The organism is Microbispora sp. NPDC049633 (genome assembly GCF_040675265.1).
Classification (GTDB): Bacteria; Actinomycetota; Actinomycetes; order Streptosporangiales; family Streptosporangiaceae; genus Microbispora; species Microbispora maris.
In genome coordinates, this window is sequence record NZ_JBFAOO010000023.1 from 26,441 (window position 1) to 43,805 (window position 17,365).

The window sequence follows — 17,365 nt, forward strand, 5'->3', positions numbered from 1 at the left end:
CTCAGGGGACGAGTCTCAGCTCCGGGCGGTGGGCGGGCAGGCCGATCAGCTCCCGCACCCTCGGAATCGGCCAGGCGAGCTCCCGGGCGAGCGCGGGCACGGTGAGCCCGGTCTCGGCCGCCGCCATCTCGAACGCCCGGCTGAGCAGGACGGGCTGCTCGCCGGGGTAGCCCGACACCGGCTCGGTGGCGAAGCCCGGCTGGTCGCGCAGCGCGGCGAGCCGCTGGTAGGCGCGCCCGGCCGCGGAGTCGGACAACAGTCCCACCTCGCGGCACCGGTACAGCAGCGAGTCGACCGACACGCCCCAGACGCGGCGCAGCTCCGCGAGCCGCCGCAGGTCGGCCCGGGCGGGCAGCCTCGGCAGGATGCTCTCGCGCGGGGTGAGGAACTCCGCGGCGAACGAGTCCGCCTCGCGCTCCTGCTGGCTGTCCCCGGCCGCGGCGTCCCCGTGCAACACCAGGTGTCCCAGCTCGTGGGCGGCGGTGAACCGGTGCCGGTAGACGTCGTCGAACCGGTTGGGTGTCAGCACGACGATGGGCCGCGGCAGGCTGGAGGTGGAGAACGCGTCCACCGTCACCGAGTCCTCGTCGGCCTCGGGGAAGACGACGACGATCCCACGGGACTCCATGTGCCGCACCAGATGGCTGATCGGCCCGGTGCCGAGCCCCCAGTGCGCGCGCAGCGCACGGGCAGCGCCCGCCGGGTCACGCGGCAGCGCGCTGCCCGAGTCGACCTCGCCACCGGCGAACCCCGGCAGGTCGGCGTGCGGGAGCCGCACCCGCTTCTCCAGCGCGTACGTCAGCTCCCAGACCTGCTCGACGAAGGCCGCCGCCTTGGCCCGTTGATAGGCCCGGGTGGAGCGCAGGCTGCGGAAGTGCGCCATCGAGCCGTCCAGCTTGCCGTGCGGGCGGCCGGGCAGGAAGAAGGCCGCCGGGACGGCGAGCACCTCGGAGAGGAGCGGGACCAGGTCGGGACGCGGCCGGGTGACCCCGGCCTCGTACTGGCCGACCGCCGCGGGTGACACCCCGATGCGCTCGGCGACCTCCTTCTTGGTGAGCGCGGCCAGCCGCCGCGCCTGCGTGAGCCGCGTGCCGTCGAAGGCGTCCGCCACGGCCTGCGGGCTCGGTCCGGGTGGGATGCCTCCATCCCCGGCCGGGCGGAGCCGCCTACCGTCCTTCATGAACCGCGGCGTCCGGTGCGTACGGCGCCTCGCCGGTCGTGGGCAGGGCCGTCGCGCGCTCGTGGCGTGTCCGGGGGTTCAGCTCCGGAGCCGGCATCGCGCCCCCGGCGAACGGGGCCTCCTGCCCGGCCGGGGCCACTAGGGGCAGCCCGGCGGGCAGGGCCCCGGCGAGCGGGATCTCCTCGCAGTGGTGCCAGTGCAGGCTGCCGGTGCGGTCCAGCAGTTCGGCCTCGCCCCACCACACGTCCAGGAGACCGGCCCGCGCGTTGCAGGCGTACGCGATGAGGACCAGGCGGGTGTCCTCCGGCAGCCGGGTGAGCGCACGGGCGGCCGGAGTCGCGGGCTCCGGCAGGGCGGCCTCGACGCCGCCGAGCGAGAGCTGCTCGGCCCACGGCTGCGGGCCGAACCGGGTGAACAACGCCTGGACCAGCCCGGACGGCCTGCCGTCACCGATCCGGGCGTTGACCACGCTCACCGAGCGGTCCTTGGCGTAGCGGAAGGGGAACAGCAGGTTGCCGCCGAGCACGACGAGCTCGTGCTGCGAGCCGGGCGGCTTGATGATCTCCACGTCGGCCATGTCGGCGAACGTGCGGGCGAGCGCCTCGAACTTGCGCGACATCAGCGTGAAGCCGAACGGGTGGAGGTGGTCGGTCCGTGCCGTCTTCTGGGCGTCCTGGGCGTTCTCCAGCGCGAGCGCCAGCGCCTCGGCCACTCCGTGGCGGATCTGCTCGGCACGCGGGCCGAACGTCTCCAGGGCCCAGGTCGACAGCATCGCCACCTCCGGTGTGCATGCTTTAAGCGGCCGCCGGGACACCGGAGGCGCTTTATTTTCCGACATCATAGACCCGCCGGCGCTTCACGGGTCACTCCTGCCGCAGCGATCCCGCCCGGTCGGTGCGACGCGATCTCCGGCCTCGTCCCGCCGCCGCGACGGAGCCGAAGCCCGGACCGGGTGGCCCGCCGACGGGTGAACCGGGCAGGTGAAGCTTTCATTTGGTGTACATCGGCTTCTAATCGCAGCCGGGGCGCACGGACGGTGTGCGGGCCGTGACACCCACGCGTCGCCGCACGTCAGCGTCCTGCGTCAACGCAGGCCGCAGGCGTCGCGACGACCAAACGGCTGACCGTTTCCGGGTGTCCGTCATTTCCTGTAAACGAATACAGAACATCGTTGACACCTGATCGACAGGCGCATACCGTCCCCTGGGAGCGCTCCCACAGCTTGGGAGCGAAGTCGGGGAGGGGTGGATGCGCCTCAGGTTCGGCATTCTCGGTCCGGTTCAGGTGTGGCAGGGCGGAGAACCCGTCCACCTCGGTGCGGCCAAACAGCGTCTCCTCCTCACCTGCCTGCTGCTCGAACCGAACAGACCCGTCTCCATCGAGCGGCTCTTCGCCGCGCTGTGGGAGGATCGGCCGCCGAAGTCGGCGCTCGCCAACGTCCGCAGCTACGTCAACCTGCTGCGCAGGCGGCTGGACGACCACCGTCTGCGGGCCCGGCCGCCGGGCTACTCGCTCAGGGTCTGCGACGAAGAGCTCGACGTGCTGGAGTTCCGTGAGTCGCTGCGCCACGGACGGGAGGCGATGGCGAGGAGCGACCACACGGAAGGGCTGCGTCACTTCACCGCGGCGCTCGGGCTGTGGCGGGGCGGCGCGGCCGAGGACGTTCCCCGCACGGTGGGAGTCGCGGCCCAGCTCGACGCACTTGAGGAACAGCGATTCCTGGCGGTTGAGGAGGCGGCGCGGGCGAGACTGGCTCTCGGGCGACACGCCGAGGTCATCGGCGGGCTACGGGAGACTCTGGCGCTGCGTCCCACACGTGAGCGGCTCTGGGGCCATCTCATGGTCGCCCTCTACCGGACGGGAGACGTGGCGGGGGCGCTGACCGTCTACGGCGAGGCGCGGGAGGCGCTGAATCTGCACCTCGGCATCGAACCGGGGCCCGAGCTCACCGAGCTGCACCATCTCATGCTCAACCGCGACCCTCGGCTGGCCGGGCCCGCCATCGGGTGGCGGCCCAGGAAGACGGCCTGCCCTCGCCCCCGGCGCCCGAGCCGCCGCTGACCGTCGCGACCGGATCTCACGGTCCCGGCCATCCGCCCGGAAGGGATTCCACGGTCTGCTCCTGGTAACCCTGTGCCTGCAGGAGGAACAGCCGGTGGTAGAGGCCGCCGAGCCGCATGAGCTCCTCGTGCGTGCCGCGCTCGGCCACCCGCCCCTCGTCGAGCACGACGAGCAGGTCCGCCTCCCGGATCGCGCCGAGCCGGTGTGAGATCAGCAGGCTCGTGCGCCCGGCCCGGTGCGCCCGGAGCCTCGTGTGGATTTCGTGCTCCGCCTCGGCGTCCAGGCCCGAGCTCGGTTCGTCCAGGATGAGCAGGTCCTGCCGGTCGCGCAGCAGCGCACGGGCGAGCGCCAGCCGCTGCCATTGGCCGCCGGACGGCACGATCCCGCTCTCGGCGTCCGCCCCCTCGCCGGGTGGGCCGAAGAACATGCGCGTGAGCATCGTCCGGTAGCCGCGTGGCAGCGCGGCGACGGTCTCGTGCACGCCGGCGCGGCGCGCGGCCGCCTCGATGCGGCCGTCGTCGAGGTCCATCCGGCCGTCGCTCAGGTCGCCGACCGCGATGTTCTCCGCCGCCGTCAGGTCGTACTCCATGTAGTCCTGGAACACCGCGCCCACACGCCGCCGCAGCTCGGCGGGGTCGAGGTCGCGCAGGTCCACGCCGTCCCACAGGATCGAGCCCCGCACCGGGTCGTAGAACCGGCACAGCAGCTTGACGATCGTGCTCTTGCCCGCGCCGTTGCGGCCCACCAGTCCGACCGCCGTGCCCGCGGGGATGGTGAAACGAACCCCGCGCAGCGTCCACGGATGGCCGGGGGAGTAGCGGAACCAGACATCGCGGAACTCGATGCCCTGCCGCAGGTTCCCCGGCGCGATCGCCCGCTCGCGTACGGGGAGGTCCGGCCCGGCCCGGACCACGGCCAGGTAGTGGCCGAACGTCAGCACCTGCTGGTGGGCCGTCGTCACCTCGCCGACCAGCGCCGCGACGGCGGCCTGGACGCCCACGATCGAGGCGGTGAGCAGCGCGACGTCGCCCGCGGTGATGCGTCCGCCGGCGGCGGCGAACAGCGCCCAGATCAGGCCGCCCCCGGCGATCGCCGCCGACAGCAGGCCCAGCCCGCCCTCCGCGGTGAGTTCGCGGCGGTCCTGCCCTCGCCGCTCGGCGTCGGCGGCGGCGCGTTCCGCGATCATCCGCTCGCGGAAGTATCGTCCCGCGCCGAACAGGCGCATCTCCTTGGCCGCCCGCACGCTGGTCAGCAGCTGACGGTAGAACAGCTCCCGCCGCTCGACCGGTCCGATCCGCCACAGCATGGTGGCCCGCTGCCGCGACAGCCGCAGCTCGGCGAGGAACGCGGGCACCGCGGCGGCCAGGACCGCCACCGCCAGCACGGCGTTGATCACCAGCAGCGAGCCGAGGAAGCCCAGCACGGTGACCAGTCCTCGGGCGGTCGCGAGGGTTCCCCCGACCACCGCGTTCGGCGCCACGCCGCCCGACTGGTAGGCCAGGCTCAGGCGGTCGTGGAACACCGGGTCCTCGAAGCGGCCCAGGCCGGCGAACCGCTCCACGGCCGCGAACAGCCGGTCCTGGGCGAGCCGTCCGGTGCGACGGGCCAGCTCCTGACGCAGATACCCGGAGGTGTGCGGCAGCACGGTCGACGCCAGGCCGGTGGCGGCCAGCCCGGCCCCGACCGTCCAGAAGGCGCTGCCGTGCGCCCGGCTGACGAGCAGGTCGAGAGCGGACTTGGTCAGCCAGGCCGTGGCGACCGGCAGAGCCGCCTCCACCAGCACCAGCAGCCCGTACGCGAGGGTGTGCCAGGGGCCGGCCCGCCAGGCCAGGGCGAGCGCCGCGGCCAGGGCGGCGGGGGTGGCCCTGGGCGGCACAGGCGGCTCGGGCGGCTCGGGGGAGCCCGCGGGGCCGTTCTGCGGGGGCGTGTCCGACATCGGCGCTGCTCCGTGGCTGGACGGGATGGGACTCGACGGGACCGGAAAGGGAGGCGGACGCTCAGGCGGGGGCGGTGGTGAGGACCTGCTCCAGGCGCAGGCCGCTGGACATCACCCTGCCGCCGGGACCGACGAGGCCGAACGAGGGGAGGGCCCGGACGTGGAGCGCGGAGCTGACCGGACCGCCCAGCTTCTCGACCACCACACGGGCGACCGGTTCGAGCGACTCGCGCTGCTCGCCCGGCTCGCCGTTCTCGTCCAGGATGACGGCGAGCACCTGCTCGGGACCGCCGGGGAAGCGCGCGGCCAGGGCGAGGAAGTCCGGCAGCGCCTCGTGGCAGGCCGTGCATCCGGGGGAGAAGAAGCCGACCAGCGTGGGCTGCTCCAACCGGTCGCGTGAAACGACGCTGCCGTCGGTGGAAACGGCCTCGAACGGCTCCGCCACCTCCCCTTCGGGGAGGATGGCCCGCCGGTTCTGTTCCTGTGCGCTTCTGCCGGCGAGAGCTTCGCCGTGCTCGCGCAGCCGCCGGATCACGCCGACGATCAGGACGAGGTTCACCAGGCAGAGCACACCCACGAGGACGACGAGCGTGACGAGGTACGGCATCGGGCGGCCTTTCCGATCTCAGGCGACAGGGCTGAACAGGTCGATGAAGTCGTCGGCGAGGGACACGAGGAGGGCACCCGCCGCGCCGGCCGCGACGGCCGTCAGGACGCCCGCGGTGTCGGCCGATCCGTCCGCCGCGAACGCCGATCCCACGAGACCGAGCCCCGCGACGACCAGCAGGAGGAGGTTGCGCACCACGTGACCGCCCCCCAGCCGACGGCGGGAGCGGCCGAAGCAGGCGCACGGCGTCCGTTCGTCGCGCCGCAACGCGGCCAGGATCGCGAGCGTGAACGCGGTGAGAAGGACGGCGGCCAGGAGGAACCCGGCCGTGGCCGTCGCGGGCACGGCGACCAGCGCCGCGACGGCGATCTCCATGGCGACCACCGCGACCGCGGCCCAGCGGGTGGGGAGGAACCGCGGGGCGAGTCTGCCGGTGGCCGCCACGAAGTCCCGGTAGGCGCCGGCGCCGCGCAGCTTGCCCCCGGCCGAGGCCAGGAACAGCAGCGCCAGCAGGCTGCGGCAGCCCACAGTGAGATAGTCCACCGTTGCTCCTTCGGTCAGCTCATCCGCCGCAGCACGACCCCGAGGATGAGGGCCGCCGGGAGGAATCCGAACTGGCGTGAGTCGTAGCTGGCCCCCGGGTTGTCCCCCAGGACGACCAGCCGGCCGGAGGCCACCCGTGGCTGCGCGACCACGGGGAGGACCGAGCCGGGCACCGGGTCTCCCGGAAGCGCCGCCACCCGCTTGACCATCCACCGCTCCTCGACCGGCAGGAGTTCTTCGCCGGCGTAGCGGCTGGGCCGGGCGAACACGACGACGTCTCCGACCTTGAGCCGGGACGGCCCGGACCGGCGGACGAGGAGCCGGTCGCTCGCGTGGAAGGCCGGCTCCATGCTGACGCCGGACACCACGACGACGGCGAGAGTGCGCCGCAGCCACAGCAGAACCAGGCCGGCGACGACGACGAGTACGGCCGTCCACGCGAGCATCGTCACTCCGTCCGGGCTAGCAGTTCAGGATCCAGTTGCCACAGGACTCGCCGGTGCCGCAGGACGCGCCGTAGGTGCAGCACTTGCGGAAGAGACAGGCGGTGCCCTCATACCAGCAGGGGCACGCGGCCTGGGCCGAGTGCTTCGGCGCCAGCCGGGAAATCAGCCGGTCGGCCATTTTGGTGAACATGTCGAACCGCCTCTCAATGGAGAACCGTTCAGGGTCACCGAAACTGTAAAAAAGGGCCGAACAATATCGATACCGGCCGAATACGTTCTTCGTACATCGACTCCGCGTGTTCACCGGCGTACGGTGGACGCGCCTATCGTGAGATATGGGGACGATCCTGGTCGGCACCGCGTCGTGGACGGACAAGACGCTGCTGGAGTCGGGGTGGTATCCGCCCGAGGTCACGACGCCCGAGCAACGCCTGCGCCACTACGCGAGCGTGTTCCCGGTGGTGGAGGTCGACTCGACCTACTACGCGCCGCCCGCCGAGGCCACCGCACGGCTGTGGGCCGATCGCACGCCCGCGGACTTCACGTTCGACGTCAAGGCGTTCTCGCTGCTCACGCGGCACCCGACCCGGCCGGCCGCGCTGCCGAAGGACCTGCGGCCGAACGGCGCGGGCAAGAACCTGTACGCCCGCGATCTCGACCCGAAGGTCGTGGACCAGGTCTGGGAGCGGTTCGTCGGCGCCCTGCTGCCGCTGCGGGAGGCGGGCAAGCTCGGGGCGGTGCTCTTCCAGTTCCCCCGGTGGTTCCCGATCGGCAGGGCGAACAAGCAGTACATCCTGGAGTGCAAGCGGCGCTGCGAGCCGCTGCGGATCTCGGTGGAGTTCCGCAACCACACGTGGATGAGCGAGGAGAACCAGGCGGAGACCCTCGACTTCCTCCGCTCGTACGCCATTCCGTACGTCTGCGTGGACATGCCGCAGGGCTACCCGGACTCGATCCCGCCGGTCGTCGCGGCCACGTCCGACCTGGAGGTCGTCCGGTTCCACGGCCACAGCGACAAGTGGACCAGTCACGACATCCACGAGCGCTTCGGCTATCGCTACTCGCTGGAGGAGCTGAAGCGGTGGGCGCCGAGGCTGCGCGAGCTCGGCGGCCGGGCGGCCACGACCCACGTGCTGATGAACAACTGCTACCGCGACCACGCGCAGACCAACGCCCGCCAGCTCGCCGCCGTCCTGGCGGGCCTGCCGGACTGCGACGTACGCCCGAGGCCCGGCGGCACGCCGGGAGCGTGAACGCGCCCCGCCGGGGACGTCAGGCCGTGGGCGCGAAGTGCGGCCGGCGGTCGATGCGGACGCGGTCGGCGTCCGAGCCGAAGCGGTAGTCGATCTTCCGGGTCGCCTCCGCCCACTGCTCCATCGTGTGCACGGACCTCAACGTCTCGACCACGAAGGGGTCGCGCCAGCGCTCCAGCGCGCGTTCCCACAGCCGTTCCGGCGTGTGCGTCAGCAGGTTGCCGACCGTGCCCTCGTACGCCGGCATGGCCCGGACCGCTCCGTCGGGCTCGACCTGCAGCACGGGGAGGAACGGACGGTCCGGGTGCATCTGCAACGCGAGGTTGTCGGTCGCGCTCACCTGGACGGACGGCGGCGCCAGCGCGCGCAGGCGGCGTGTGAACTCGCGGCTGCCGAGCAGGGCCACCTGGGCGTCGGAGAGCAGCTCGTGCTCCACGACGCCCGTACGGCTGGCCAGCCCCTCCGGGATGACCGCGCCGAACGACACGTACTCCAGCTCGGGGAACCTCGGCGCGATGTCGGTGCAGAACTGGTCGATTTGGTCGAAGTTGCTGCGCACGACGACGCAGTCGATCCCGAAAGACAGCGGTGTGTCTCCGGCCAGGCGTCGCTCCCGCGCGGCGGCGTCGAGCAGCGCGAGGGCGTCCATCGCCCGGTCGAACGAGCCGCGGCGGCCACGGACGCGGTCGTGCACCTCGGCCGTGGCGCCGTCGAGGCTCACGCTCACCCTGGCGGCGGTCCGCACGAGGTCCCCGACCATCGGCGGGCGCAGCGTCCAGCCTCCGGTGAAGAGGGAGACCCGCACACCCGCGGCCGTCATGCGGCCGGCGACGTCGAGCACGCCCGGCACCAGGAGGGGCTCGCCGCCGGCCAGGCAGACGCCGTAGGGCCGCATCGCGATGATGGCGTCCGCCGCCCGCAGCATCTCGGCCCGCTCCAGCTGACGCGAGGGACGGCGGCCGGACTCGGAGTAGCAGTGGAAGCACCGCAGCGGGCAGGCGTACGTGATGTCCCAGATGATCTCAAGCGGACGGTCGGGCGTTTCCATGGATGCTCCAAAGAGGGATGTTCACGCGGTCACGGGGGAGGCGGCGAGGAACTGAGTGGCGGCCAGCTCGGCGTAGAGGGGGTCGGCGCCGACCAGCTCCTCGTGCGTGCCGACGGCCCGCACCACGCCCGCGTCCATCACGACGATCCGGTCGGCCAGCGTGACCGTGGACAGCCGGTGCGCCACGACCAGGACCGTCGTCGTACGCGCGATCTCGGCGATCGTGTCGCGCAGCGCCGCCTCGTTGACGGCGTCGAGCTGGGAGGTGGCCTCGTCCAGCAGCAGAAGGCGGGGGCGGCGCAGGAGCGCGCGGGCGATGGCCACGCGCTGGCGCTCACCACCGGACAGGCGGGTGCCGCGATGGCCGACCAGGGTGTCCAGGCCCTCGGGCAGCCGCGCCACCAGAGCGTCGAGGCGGGCGACGCGCAGGACGCGCTCGACCTCCTCGCCGGTGGCCTCGGGCGCGCCGAGCAGGAGGTTGTCCCGCAGGGAGCCCGACAGGACGGGAGCGTCCTGCTCGACGTAGCCGATGGCGGCCCGCAGGCGAGGGATGTCCCAGGAGGCGATGTCGCCGCCGTCGATGAGGATGCTCCCCGAGGCCGGCTCGTAGAACCGCTCGATGAGGGAGAACACCGTGGTCTTGCCCGCGCCGGAGGGCCCGACGAAGGCGGTCATGCCCCGGGCGGGCACGCGGAAGCTGATCCCGTGATGGACCGGCGGCAGTTCCGGCGCGTAGCGGAAGTGCACGTCGCGGAACTCCAGCTCCGCCGGGGCCGCGCCGGACGCGGGGAGCGTCGCGGCCGGCGCGGCCGGTTCCGCGGGCAGCCGCTCCGCCTCGGTGATGCGGGCGACCGCGGCGGCGCCGACCTGGTACTGCCCGGCCGCGCCGATGAGCTGCTGCAGCGGCGGCACCAGGAAGAAGACGTACATCAGGAACGCGATCAGCGTGCCCACGTCGATCGCCCCGGCGGCCACGCGGCTTCCTCCCACGGACAGGACGACGAAGAAGGCCACCTGGAGGGCCAGTTCGGCGGTGTGCCCGGCGATCGCCAGCCACTTGCCGGCGCGCACCGAGGCCCGCCACGACTCCTCCGCGGAGCGGTGGACGGCGGCCTCCTCCCGGTGCTCGGCGCCGGACGCCTTGATCGTGCGCAGTGCCCCGAGCGCGCGTTCGAGGGCGGCGCCCATCGCCCCGACGGACTTCTGCGCGTCCTTGCTCATCCTGCCGACGCGCGGCATGACCACCCGGATGAGCGCACCGGCGAGCACCAGCACGCCGAGCGTGACCACGAGGAGCACGGGGTCGAGCAGGCCCATCAGCGTGGCGGTCGCGAGGACCGTGAGGCTCCCGGTGACGATGCCGATCACCGAGTCGGTGGTGACCTGGCGCAGCAGGATCGTGTCGGAGGTGACCCTGGACATCAGGTCGCCGGGTTCGGCGCGGTCGAGGGCCGGCACCCGCAGCCGCAGCAGATGCGAGACCAGGCGCCGGCGGGCGGTGAGCACGATCGACTCGCCGGTACGGCGCAGCACCCACTCGCCCAGCGGGCCGACGCCCGCGGTCACGACGACGAGCAGGCCCATCAGCAGCAGCACGCCGGTCAGCGGCCGGTCGGCGCCGAGGTCGTCGATGAGCCGCCTCGCGACGAGCGGGAGCGTCAGCCCGACCGCTCCGGTCGTGAGGTTCAGCAGCCCGCCGAGGGCGAGCCAGCGCCAGGACGGGCGCATGTAGCGCAGCAGCACCCGCCACGTGGGCGGCGTCGCCGTCGGCGCGCCGGACTGGTCGCGCTGCGTGTCCACGGGTTCCTCGCAAAGACTGTGGGAGAGGGAGAGGGAGAGGGAGAGCGTAGAGTCCGGCCCCGGCCGGGCCGCGCCGGGCGCGACCGGCCGGGGCCGGTGTCTCACCGTCCGTGAGCGTTCACCGGGTGGTCACCGGCGGCGACCAGCCGGGTGCCCGCTCGACCGGCCTCGGTCAGACGCAGATGTAGCAGGCGGTGCCGTTGTACGAGGTCACGATGCTGGAGCACGGGTGCGCCTTGGCCTCGTTCGGGTTGAGGGTCTGGAGCTGCAGTACCTGAGCCATTTCCTATTTCCTTTCTGTCGTCTCGAACGCGGGGGTCCGCAGATCGAGAACCGGCATTACCGACGCGCTCTGGTCGAACGCGACGCTGAGGGCGGCCAGCACACCGGCGGAACCCGTTTCCAGGTCCATGGAGAGCCGCATGAGCTGGTTGCCGGGGAAGGCCAGGTGGCCTTCGTAGGACAGGGCGTGCCAGGAGAGCCGGCGTACGTGCTCGTCGACGAGCGGCCGGTCCTCCGGCAGGCCCATGAGGCGGAGGGTCGCGATGGTGCCCGCCCGGCCCTCCATCAGGGCCGGGTGGCGGGTGAACGGCGCGCGCAGGGCACGGCGGACGCCGCCGATCACGTCGGCGAAGCCCGGCTCCTCACGCCGGCCGAGATACTGGGACAGCACCAGGGCCAGCCCGCCGCTGCCGGTGCCGAGGTAGAGCAGGTATCGGTTGCTGTCCAGGAGGCAGAACCCGCCGTCCGGCAGCGTCTGGCCGCGGCCGATCTCGCGCCGCAGCGCCGTACGGGCCAGGTCGAGATACTCCGGCTCCCCGGTGACATCGTGCAGCCGCAGGAAGTAGGACGCGACTCCGGTCAGGCCGTGCTGCAGGCCGACCCTGCCGTCCGGGCGGAACACGCGCGACGCGTCGTCGCCGAGCTCGCGGGCGAGCCGGTCGGCGATGCGCACGGCCTCCGCGCGCAGGTCCTCGTCGCCGGTGATCGCGAAGAAGTGCAGAAGGTTGAGGCCGGCTCCGGCCAGGCCGCCGTGGAGGCCGGGGACCTCCAGGCCGTCGTGCAGTTTGCGGGCCCGGTCGAGCACGTCGAGCGCGTCGTCGCGGCGGCCGAGCGACTCGAGCGTCGCGGCCACGCCGTGCAGGCCGTTCAGCAGGCCGGGACGCGGATCGGGCGCCCGGCGCACGGCCGTGACGAGCCAGTCCACGTGCTCCTCCGGCACCGGGACGCCGGCCTGCCGCAGGGCCCACAGCACACCGGCGGCGCCGTTGGCCACGGTGAACCCGCCGGTCGCGAACTGCTGCGGGTCGCCGGGGTAGAGCCGGTCCTTCCGGTCGGGGGTCGCACCGGCCGTGATCCCCGCCGCGATCGCGTCGCGGATGGCCGGCCATTCCGGTTCGGTGAACATCCGCGCCGCGACGTCCTCGCCGAGGGGGCCCTTCACCGCCTCGAAGTTGCGGACCATGCGCGCTCCGAACCCCGGCGGGAGGGGGAAGTGCTCGGTGATGACACCGGTGAGGCTGCCCAGCTTGACCGGGTCCCGGTCCTGCAGCGGGCTGATCGGCAGGAATATCCACTGCCGCAGGCAGTTCAGCACGTAGTTGTCGGCCGCCCGGCCGCTGAGGTTCTTGGGCGCGGCGAACCCCGCCGCGGCGAGGCCGGGGGGCCGCGTGTCCGCGAGGTCGGAGGCGATCTCGAAGTCGATGAGCGCGACGCGGCCGTCGGGCCGGACGATGATGTTCTCGGGGTGCAGGTCGGCGATCCGCACGCCTCTGGCGTGGATCGACATCAGGGCGTGGTCGACCTTGGCCAGGATGTCGATCGCCCAGCGGGTGTAGGCGGCCAGCGTCTCGGGGGCCGGGTCGGGGGTGGCGAGCGGATAGCGCTCGAACACCTCGTCCAGCAGGGTCTTGCCCTCGATGTACTCCTCGACCAGGAAGTGGTGCTCCCAGATCACCATGTGGCCGAGCAGCCGGGGCACGCAGTCGAGGCCGCTCAGCCGCTCCAGGATGTCGCGCTCGTGCGCCAGCCTGGTGACCGCGTCCACGCCCCCGGCGTCCAGGCCCGCGTGGGGCCGGGCCTCCAGCAGCACCACGTACCCGCCGGACGCCTCGTCACGGGCGAGGTACACGCCGCCGCCGTTGGAGAAGTGCAGCGCCCGCTCGATCTGGTACGGGAACTCCTCTCCGTCGCCCGCCGTGTGCTTCTCGTACGACCCGCGCAGCACCTCGGGGAGGGTGACCCACTCCGGCACGGTGAACGCGGGAGTGCGCTGGTCGGGCACCAGCCGGCCGTCCGGCGTGCGGATCGCGTATCCGAGGCTGCCGTCCGACTTGGTGTACGTCATCGGCTGGAACGCGCCGTATCTGACGTAGACCGGCGAGTCCTCGTAGCGCAGGTCGCTGAGGACGTACGGCCCGGTGTATCCCCTGAGGAGCTCGGCCAGCGCGGGCAGCACCTCGGCGAACTGCTCCTCGTCCACCGGATACAGGGTGACCAGTTTGCCGCTGCTGCCCCGGTCGGCGTACTTGTTGTTCATCAGCCGCACCGCCATCCTGCTGCGCAGGAACTTGACGGCGATGCCGCGGTCCAGGCAGAAGCCGGCCACGAGGTCGCAGACGGCGGCGGCGTCGGCATCGGTCGCCGAGACGTGGATCTTCCATCCCTGCTCCGGGAGCGCGAGGTCCGGCGGGAGCAGCACGACCCACAGCTCGCTCTCGCCCCGGCGCCATCCGTCGGGCAGCGGCCGGGAGCCCGCCGGGAAGCGGTTGTCGTCGTCGGGGATGCGCCAGACCGGCTCGAAGAACAGCGGGTCGGCCTGACAGTAGGCGACTAACTGCGGAATCGTCTCTTTCATCGGATCGGCTCCTGGCTGCTGAGGGCGTGCGTGGGGAACTGTTCTGGTGAGACGGGCGCCGGCTTCTCGTCAGGCGGCGGGCTCCCCGCGGCGATCCGGCCGCAGGACGACCGGCAGGCCGAGGAGGTAACGCACGCTGCTCTGCCGGTAGTGCAGGCTCCGCGAGTCGCGGGCGAGCTCGACGTCGGGGAAGCGCCGCGCGAGCGTGCCGAAGGCGACCCGCAGTTGTGCCCTGGCCAGGTCCGCGCCGAGACAGTGGTGGTGACCGTGGCCGAACGCGAGGTGCGGGTTGTCCCGGCGCCCGACGTCCAGCAGATCCGGGTCGGGGAAGAACGACGGGTCGCGGTTGGCGGCCACGAGCGACGCGGCGAGCAGGTCGCCCTTCGGGATCGGGGTCCCTCCCACCTCGATCGGGGCCGTCACCTGACGGGCGATGGTGACGGGGAAGGGCGTGACGAGCCGCAGCAACTCCTCGACCGCGGTGGCGACCAGGGCGGGCTCGGCCACGAGCCGGGCCCACTGCTCCGGGCGCTTCAGCAGGGCGGCCAGGCCGCTCGCCAGCACCGTCGTCGGGGCGCGGTGGCCGTTCACCATGAGGAACCTGGCCGCCGACACGAGGTCGTCCTCCGCCAGGTCGTCCCCCTCGTCCGCGACGACCCAGCCGAGCAGGTCGTCCGACGGGCTCTCGCGCCGAGCCGCGATCAGGTCCCGCAGGAGCTCGTCGATGTCGTGGTGCGCCTTCGGCGGCGGAGTGACCAGCCGCTCCAGGATCCACTCGCGGATGTGGCCCCGCCGGTCCTCCGGCACGCCGAGCAGCTCGCACAGCACGAGGACCGGCAGCGGGTAGGCGAACGCGTGGAGGAAGTCCACCACCTCCCCGGCGGGGATCGCGTCGAGCAGCCCGTCGGCCGCGCGCTGGATCCGCGGGCGCAGCGCCTCGACGCGCTCGGGGGTGAGGTGCCGCTCGATGAGCCGGCGCAGCCGGGCGTGCTCCCGGCCGTCGATCGTGATGAGGTCCAGATCGCCCTTGTGGGCGAGGGCCGGGTCGTCCGACTGGAGCCGGAACCCCGCGGTGATCTCCACCTCTCCGGCGAGGCGTGGGTCGGTGAGCGTCCGGGTGGACGCCGCGTGGCCGGTCAGGATCCAGGTCGTCGCGGCGCCCTCCGCGTTGAGCCGGTGGACCGGCCCGATCTCACGGAACCGCCCGAGCAGTTCGGCGTCGTTGAGCAGCGTCGGCGTGAGCGGCCGGAGCGTGGCGGGCAGGTCCGGGGGAACCTCCGCCTGCGTGTCCAGCGCGTCCAGCGCGGCCAGGAAGGGGACGACCGCCGAGGCCACGGGCTCCCGCCCCGGGGCGGGCAGCGTCAGCGTCGGGCAGGACAGCTCCCCGGCGAGGTCGTGATCCGCCGTGCCCACGACGACCACGGCGGTGACCCGCTCCGGGTGGCGGTCGGCGATCTCCAGCGCCGCCAGGCCCGCCTCGCCGAATCCGAGGATCGCGGTGCGGTCCGGGCTGCCGGGCGCGGCCAGCAGGTCCGCCAGCCGTTCCACCAGGCCGGGAAGGTCCCCCGCGGCCAGGTCGGCCCTGCCCGTGTGCCAGCCCAGGCCGGCGAGTTCGCTCTCCAGGCGGCCCGTCCCGTCCTCGGCGTTGAGGATCAGCAGGGTCCGGCGCCCGCCGACGATCGTTGTCATCTGGTTCCCCCCGTTCCTGCCCGTCGGAACCGCTGCCGTTCCATGCCCCTTGGAACCGCTGCGACGGGGTCCATTTCTCCTGACGGCTCTTGTGGCCTGCTTGTGACCTACTTGTGAATCACGTGTTATGCGCGATGAACTGCGCGGATGCCGGCAAGACCGTGCGGCCGGGCCTTCCGGCTCCCTCCGCGACGGCTGGGGCGGATTCGCTGCCGGGTGGCCTCCGGATATGACAGGATCCGCCTGGTTGATCGACATACCGGCGGCATCGTGGGGGAGTGGAACGAATGCGGGAACGGCCGGAGCCGATCACGTGCGGCCGCCGCGCGTGACGAACCGCGTCGTGCCGCCGTACCCTCTCGACCCCGGTGATCCCGAGCGCATCGGCGATCACCGGCTGGTCGGCGTCCTCGGCGAGGGCGGCCAGGGCACCGTCTACCTCGCACGGGACGCCTCGGGAGCCCAGGTCGCGATCAAGATGCTGCACGCCAGGGCCGCCATGGACGCCACGAGCCGCCGCCGCTTCCTGCGGGAGGCGGAGACGGCCCGCAGGCTCGCCCCATTCTGCACGGCCCGCGTGCTCGACGCCGGGTCCCATCACGGGCGGCCGTACATCGTCACCGAGTACATCCCCGGGCCCTCGCTGGCGACGGCGGTCGCCGAGGACGGCCCGCGTACGGGCAGCGGGCTCCACCGCCTCGCCGTCGCCACGCTGACGTCCCTCGCCGCGATCCACCGGGCCGGGATCGTGCACCGCGACTTCAAGCCGGGCAACGTGATCCTCGGCCCCGAGGGGCCCGTGGTCATCGACTTCGGCATCGCGAGCGCCGCCGACCACACCGTCAGCGGCGGCGGCATGGCGGGCACGCCCGCCTTCATCGCCCCCGAGCAACTCGCCGGGCAGCGGCCCGGCCCGTCCTCCGACGTGTTCAGCTGGGCCGTGACGATGGCGTACGCCGCGACCGGGCGCCTGCCCTTCCCCGGGCCGACCGTCCCGGCCATCCTGATGGCCATCTCGGCCCGCGAGCCCGACCTGTCCGGTGTGCCCGCCGACCTTCGCCCGCTGCTGGAGGCATGCCTGGCGAAGGATCCCGCCGCCCGGCCCGCCGCCTCCGGCCTGCTGCGCGCCCTCACCGGCGGCGACGCCGCCACGGCCGCCACGCGCCCGGCCGACCCGGTGCGTACGCCGGTCCCCGGGACCGGCCCGCGGCGACGGTGGGCCGTTGGGCTCGCGGCGGGCGTGACGGCCGTGCTCGTCACGGGCGGGATCCTCCTGCTGTCCGCGTCCCGCGGCGGCGACGAGGCGGTTCCTCCGGGCGGGAGTCTGCTGTACGGCGACGACTTCGGCGAGCGGGGCAACTGGGACGGCTACACCTTCGATCCCGGCGCGGCCGGCGACCGGCGCACGACGCGCGGCTACGAGATCGAGCGCGGTGTCTTCACGGTCCGCGCCGACCGCTCCGGCCCGGTCAACACCGCGCTGTCGCCCGTGCCCGCCAAGACCGACGCCGTGGCCGGGCGCGACGTGCTGGTCGGCGTGACGGCCGAGCTGCGGGAGGGGGCGGGACAGGGCGGCTTCGGGCTCGTGTGCCGGTGGGACGAGGACGTCCCCAGCGGATACGCGTTCCTGCTCGGCCTGGACGGCACGGCCCGCGTCGTGCGGCAGTCCGGGGGCACGCGTCTCGACGTCGTGCCGCCGGTGAAGGCGGCCCCGCCGCGCGCCGGGCGCGCGGTGCGCCTCCAGGCCGCCTGCCGGGGCTCCCGTCTGACGTTCTGGGTCGACGGCACGCGCGCTCTCGACACCGAGGACGCCCATCCCCTGTCGCCCGGTCCGCACAACCAGGCGGGAATTCTCGCTCGCGTGCCCGAGGCCGGAAGCAGCGCGGTCACCGTCTCGTTCGACGATTTCAGCGTCCACAAGGCGGGCTGACGCGGGGGGATCACG

At 73.0% G+C, this 17,365-nt stretch carries 14 protein-coding genes; 3 read left to right on the forward strand and 11 right to left on the reverse strand.

Annotated elements, in window-relative coordinates:
• Position 1: 1 nt before the first annotated feature.
• Both AB0J39_RS08960 and AB0J39_RS08965 read right to left on the reverse strand, forming a co-directional pair.
• Positions 2-1,111 (reverse strand): XRE family transcriptional regulator, encoded by a 1,110-nt coding sequence (locus AB0J39_RS08960; RefSeq protein ID WP_363462849.1) that lies wholly within the window; start codon positions 1,109-1,111, stop codon positions 2-4.
• Between the two features lie 55 nt (positions 1,112-1,166).
• A complete protein-coding gene (locus tag AB0J39_RS08965) occupies positions 1,167-1,952 on the reverse strand; it encodes a hypothetical protein (protein WP_363462850.1) in 786 nt (261 codons plus the stop codon).
• A gap of 476 nt (positions 1,953-2,428) precedes the next feature.
• Here AB0J39_RS08965 and AB0J39_RS08970 point away from each other — a divergent pair, with 476 nt between their 5' ends.
• Positions 2,429-3,241, forward strand: coding sequence for an AfsR/SARP family transcriptional regulator (locus tag AB0J39_RS08970; protein WP_363462851.1), 813 nt, complete (start codon positions 2,429-2,431; stop codon positions 3,239-3,241).
• Between the two features lie 16 nt (positions 3,242-3,257).
• Here AB0J39_RS08970 and AB0J39_RS08975 read toward each other — a convergent pair whose 3' ends face one another.
• From AB0J39_RS08975 to AB0J39_RS08995, 5 genes are all read right to left on the reverse strand, one after another.
• On the reverse strand, positions 3,258-5,177 hold the full coding sequence (locus AB0J39_RS08975; protein ID WP_363462852.1) for an ABC transporter ATP-binding protein: 1,920 nt from the start codon (positions 5,175-5,177) through the stop codon (positions 3,258-3,260).
• A 61-nt stretch (positions 5,178-5,238) separates the two neighbouring features.
• Positions 5,239-5,784 (reverse strand): hypothetical protein, encoded by a 546-nt coding sequence (locus tag AB0J39_RS08980; protein WP_363462853.1) that lies wholly within the window; start codon positions 5,782-5,784, stop codon positions 5,239-5,241.
• Positions 5,785-5,802: 18 nt separating this feature from the next.
• A complete protein-coding gene (locus AB0J39_RS08985; RefSeq protein ID WP_363462854.1) occupies positions 5,803-6,327 on the reverse strand; it encodes a MauE/DoxX family redox-associated membrane protein in 525 nt (174 codons plus the stop codon).
• A 14-nt stretch (positions 6,328-6,341) separates the two neighbouring features.
• Complete coding sequence (gene lepB, locus AB0J39_RS08990; RefSeq protein WP_363462855.1) at positions 6,342-6,773, reverse strand: signal peptidase I; 432 nt, start codon at positions 6,771-6,773, stop codon at positions 6,342-6,344.
• A 16-nt stretch (positions 6,774-6,789) separates the two neighbouring features.
• Positions 6,790-6,963 carry a hypothetical protein gene (locus AB0J39_RS08995; protein WP_346225289.1) on the reverse strand — a complete coding sequence of 58 codons (174 nt, stop codon included), beginning with the start codon at positions 6,961-6,963 and terminating at the stop codon, positions 6,790-6,792.
• Positions 6,964-7,108: 145 nt separating this feature from the next.
• Here AB0J39_RS08995 and AB0J39_RS09000 point away from each other — a divergent pair, with 145 nt between their 5' ends.
• Complete coding sequence (locus AB0J39_RS09000; RefSeq protein WP_363462856.1) at positions 7,109-8,026, forward strand: DUF72 domain-containing protein; 918 nt, start codon at positions 7,109-7,111, stop codon at positions 8,024-8,026.
• 19 nt (positions 8,027-8,045) lie between these two features.
• Here the strand turns inward: AB0J39_RS09000 and AB0J39_RS09005 are convergent, their stop codons facing one another.
• From AB0J39_RS09005 to AB0J39_RS09020, 4 genes are all read right to left on the reverse strand, one after another.
• Positions 8,046-9,074 carry a radical SAM protein gene (locus tag AB0J39_RS09005; RefSeq protein WP_363462857.1) on the reverse strand — a complete coding sequence of 343 codons (1,029 nt, stop codon included), beginning with the start codon at positions 9,072-9,074 and terminating at the stop codon, positions 8,046-8,048.
• A 21-nt stretch (positions 9,075-9,095) separates the two neighbouring features.
• A complete protein-coding gene (locus tag AB0J39_RS09010) occupies positions 9,096-10,874 on the reverse strand; it encodes an ABC transporter ATP-binding protein (RefSeq protein ID WP_363462858.1) in 1,779 nt (592 codons plus the stop codon).
• A 286-nt stretch (positions 10,875-11,160) separates the two neighbouring features.
• A complete protein-coding gene (lanKC, locus tag AB0J39_RS09015) occupies positions 11,161-13,731 on the reverse strand; it encodes a class III lanthionine synthetase LanKC (RefSeq protein WP_363462859.1) in 2,571 nt (856 codons plus the stop codon).
• Between the two features lie 69 nt (positions 13,732-13,800).
• On the reverse strand, positions 13,801-15,420 hold the full coding sequence (locus tag AB0J39_RS09020; protein WP_363462860.1) for a cytochrome P450: 1,620 nt from the start codon (positions 15,418-15,420) through the stop codon (positions 13,801-13,803).
• Positions 15,421-15,733: 313 nt separating this feature from the next.
• Between AB0J39_RS09020 and AB0J39_RS09025 the strand changes: the two genes are divergently transcribed.
• On the forward strand, positions 15,734-17,350 hold the full coding sequence (locus AB0J39_RS09025) for a serine/threonine-protein kinase (RefSeq protein ID WP_363462861.1): 1,617 nt from the start codon (positions 15,734-15,736) through the stop codon (positions 17,348-17,350).
• Positions 17,351-17,365 lie beyond the last annotated feature (15 nt).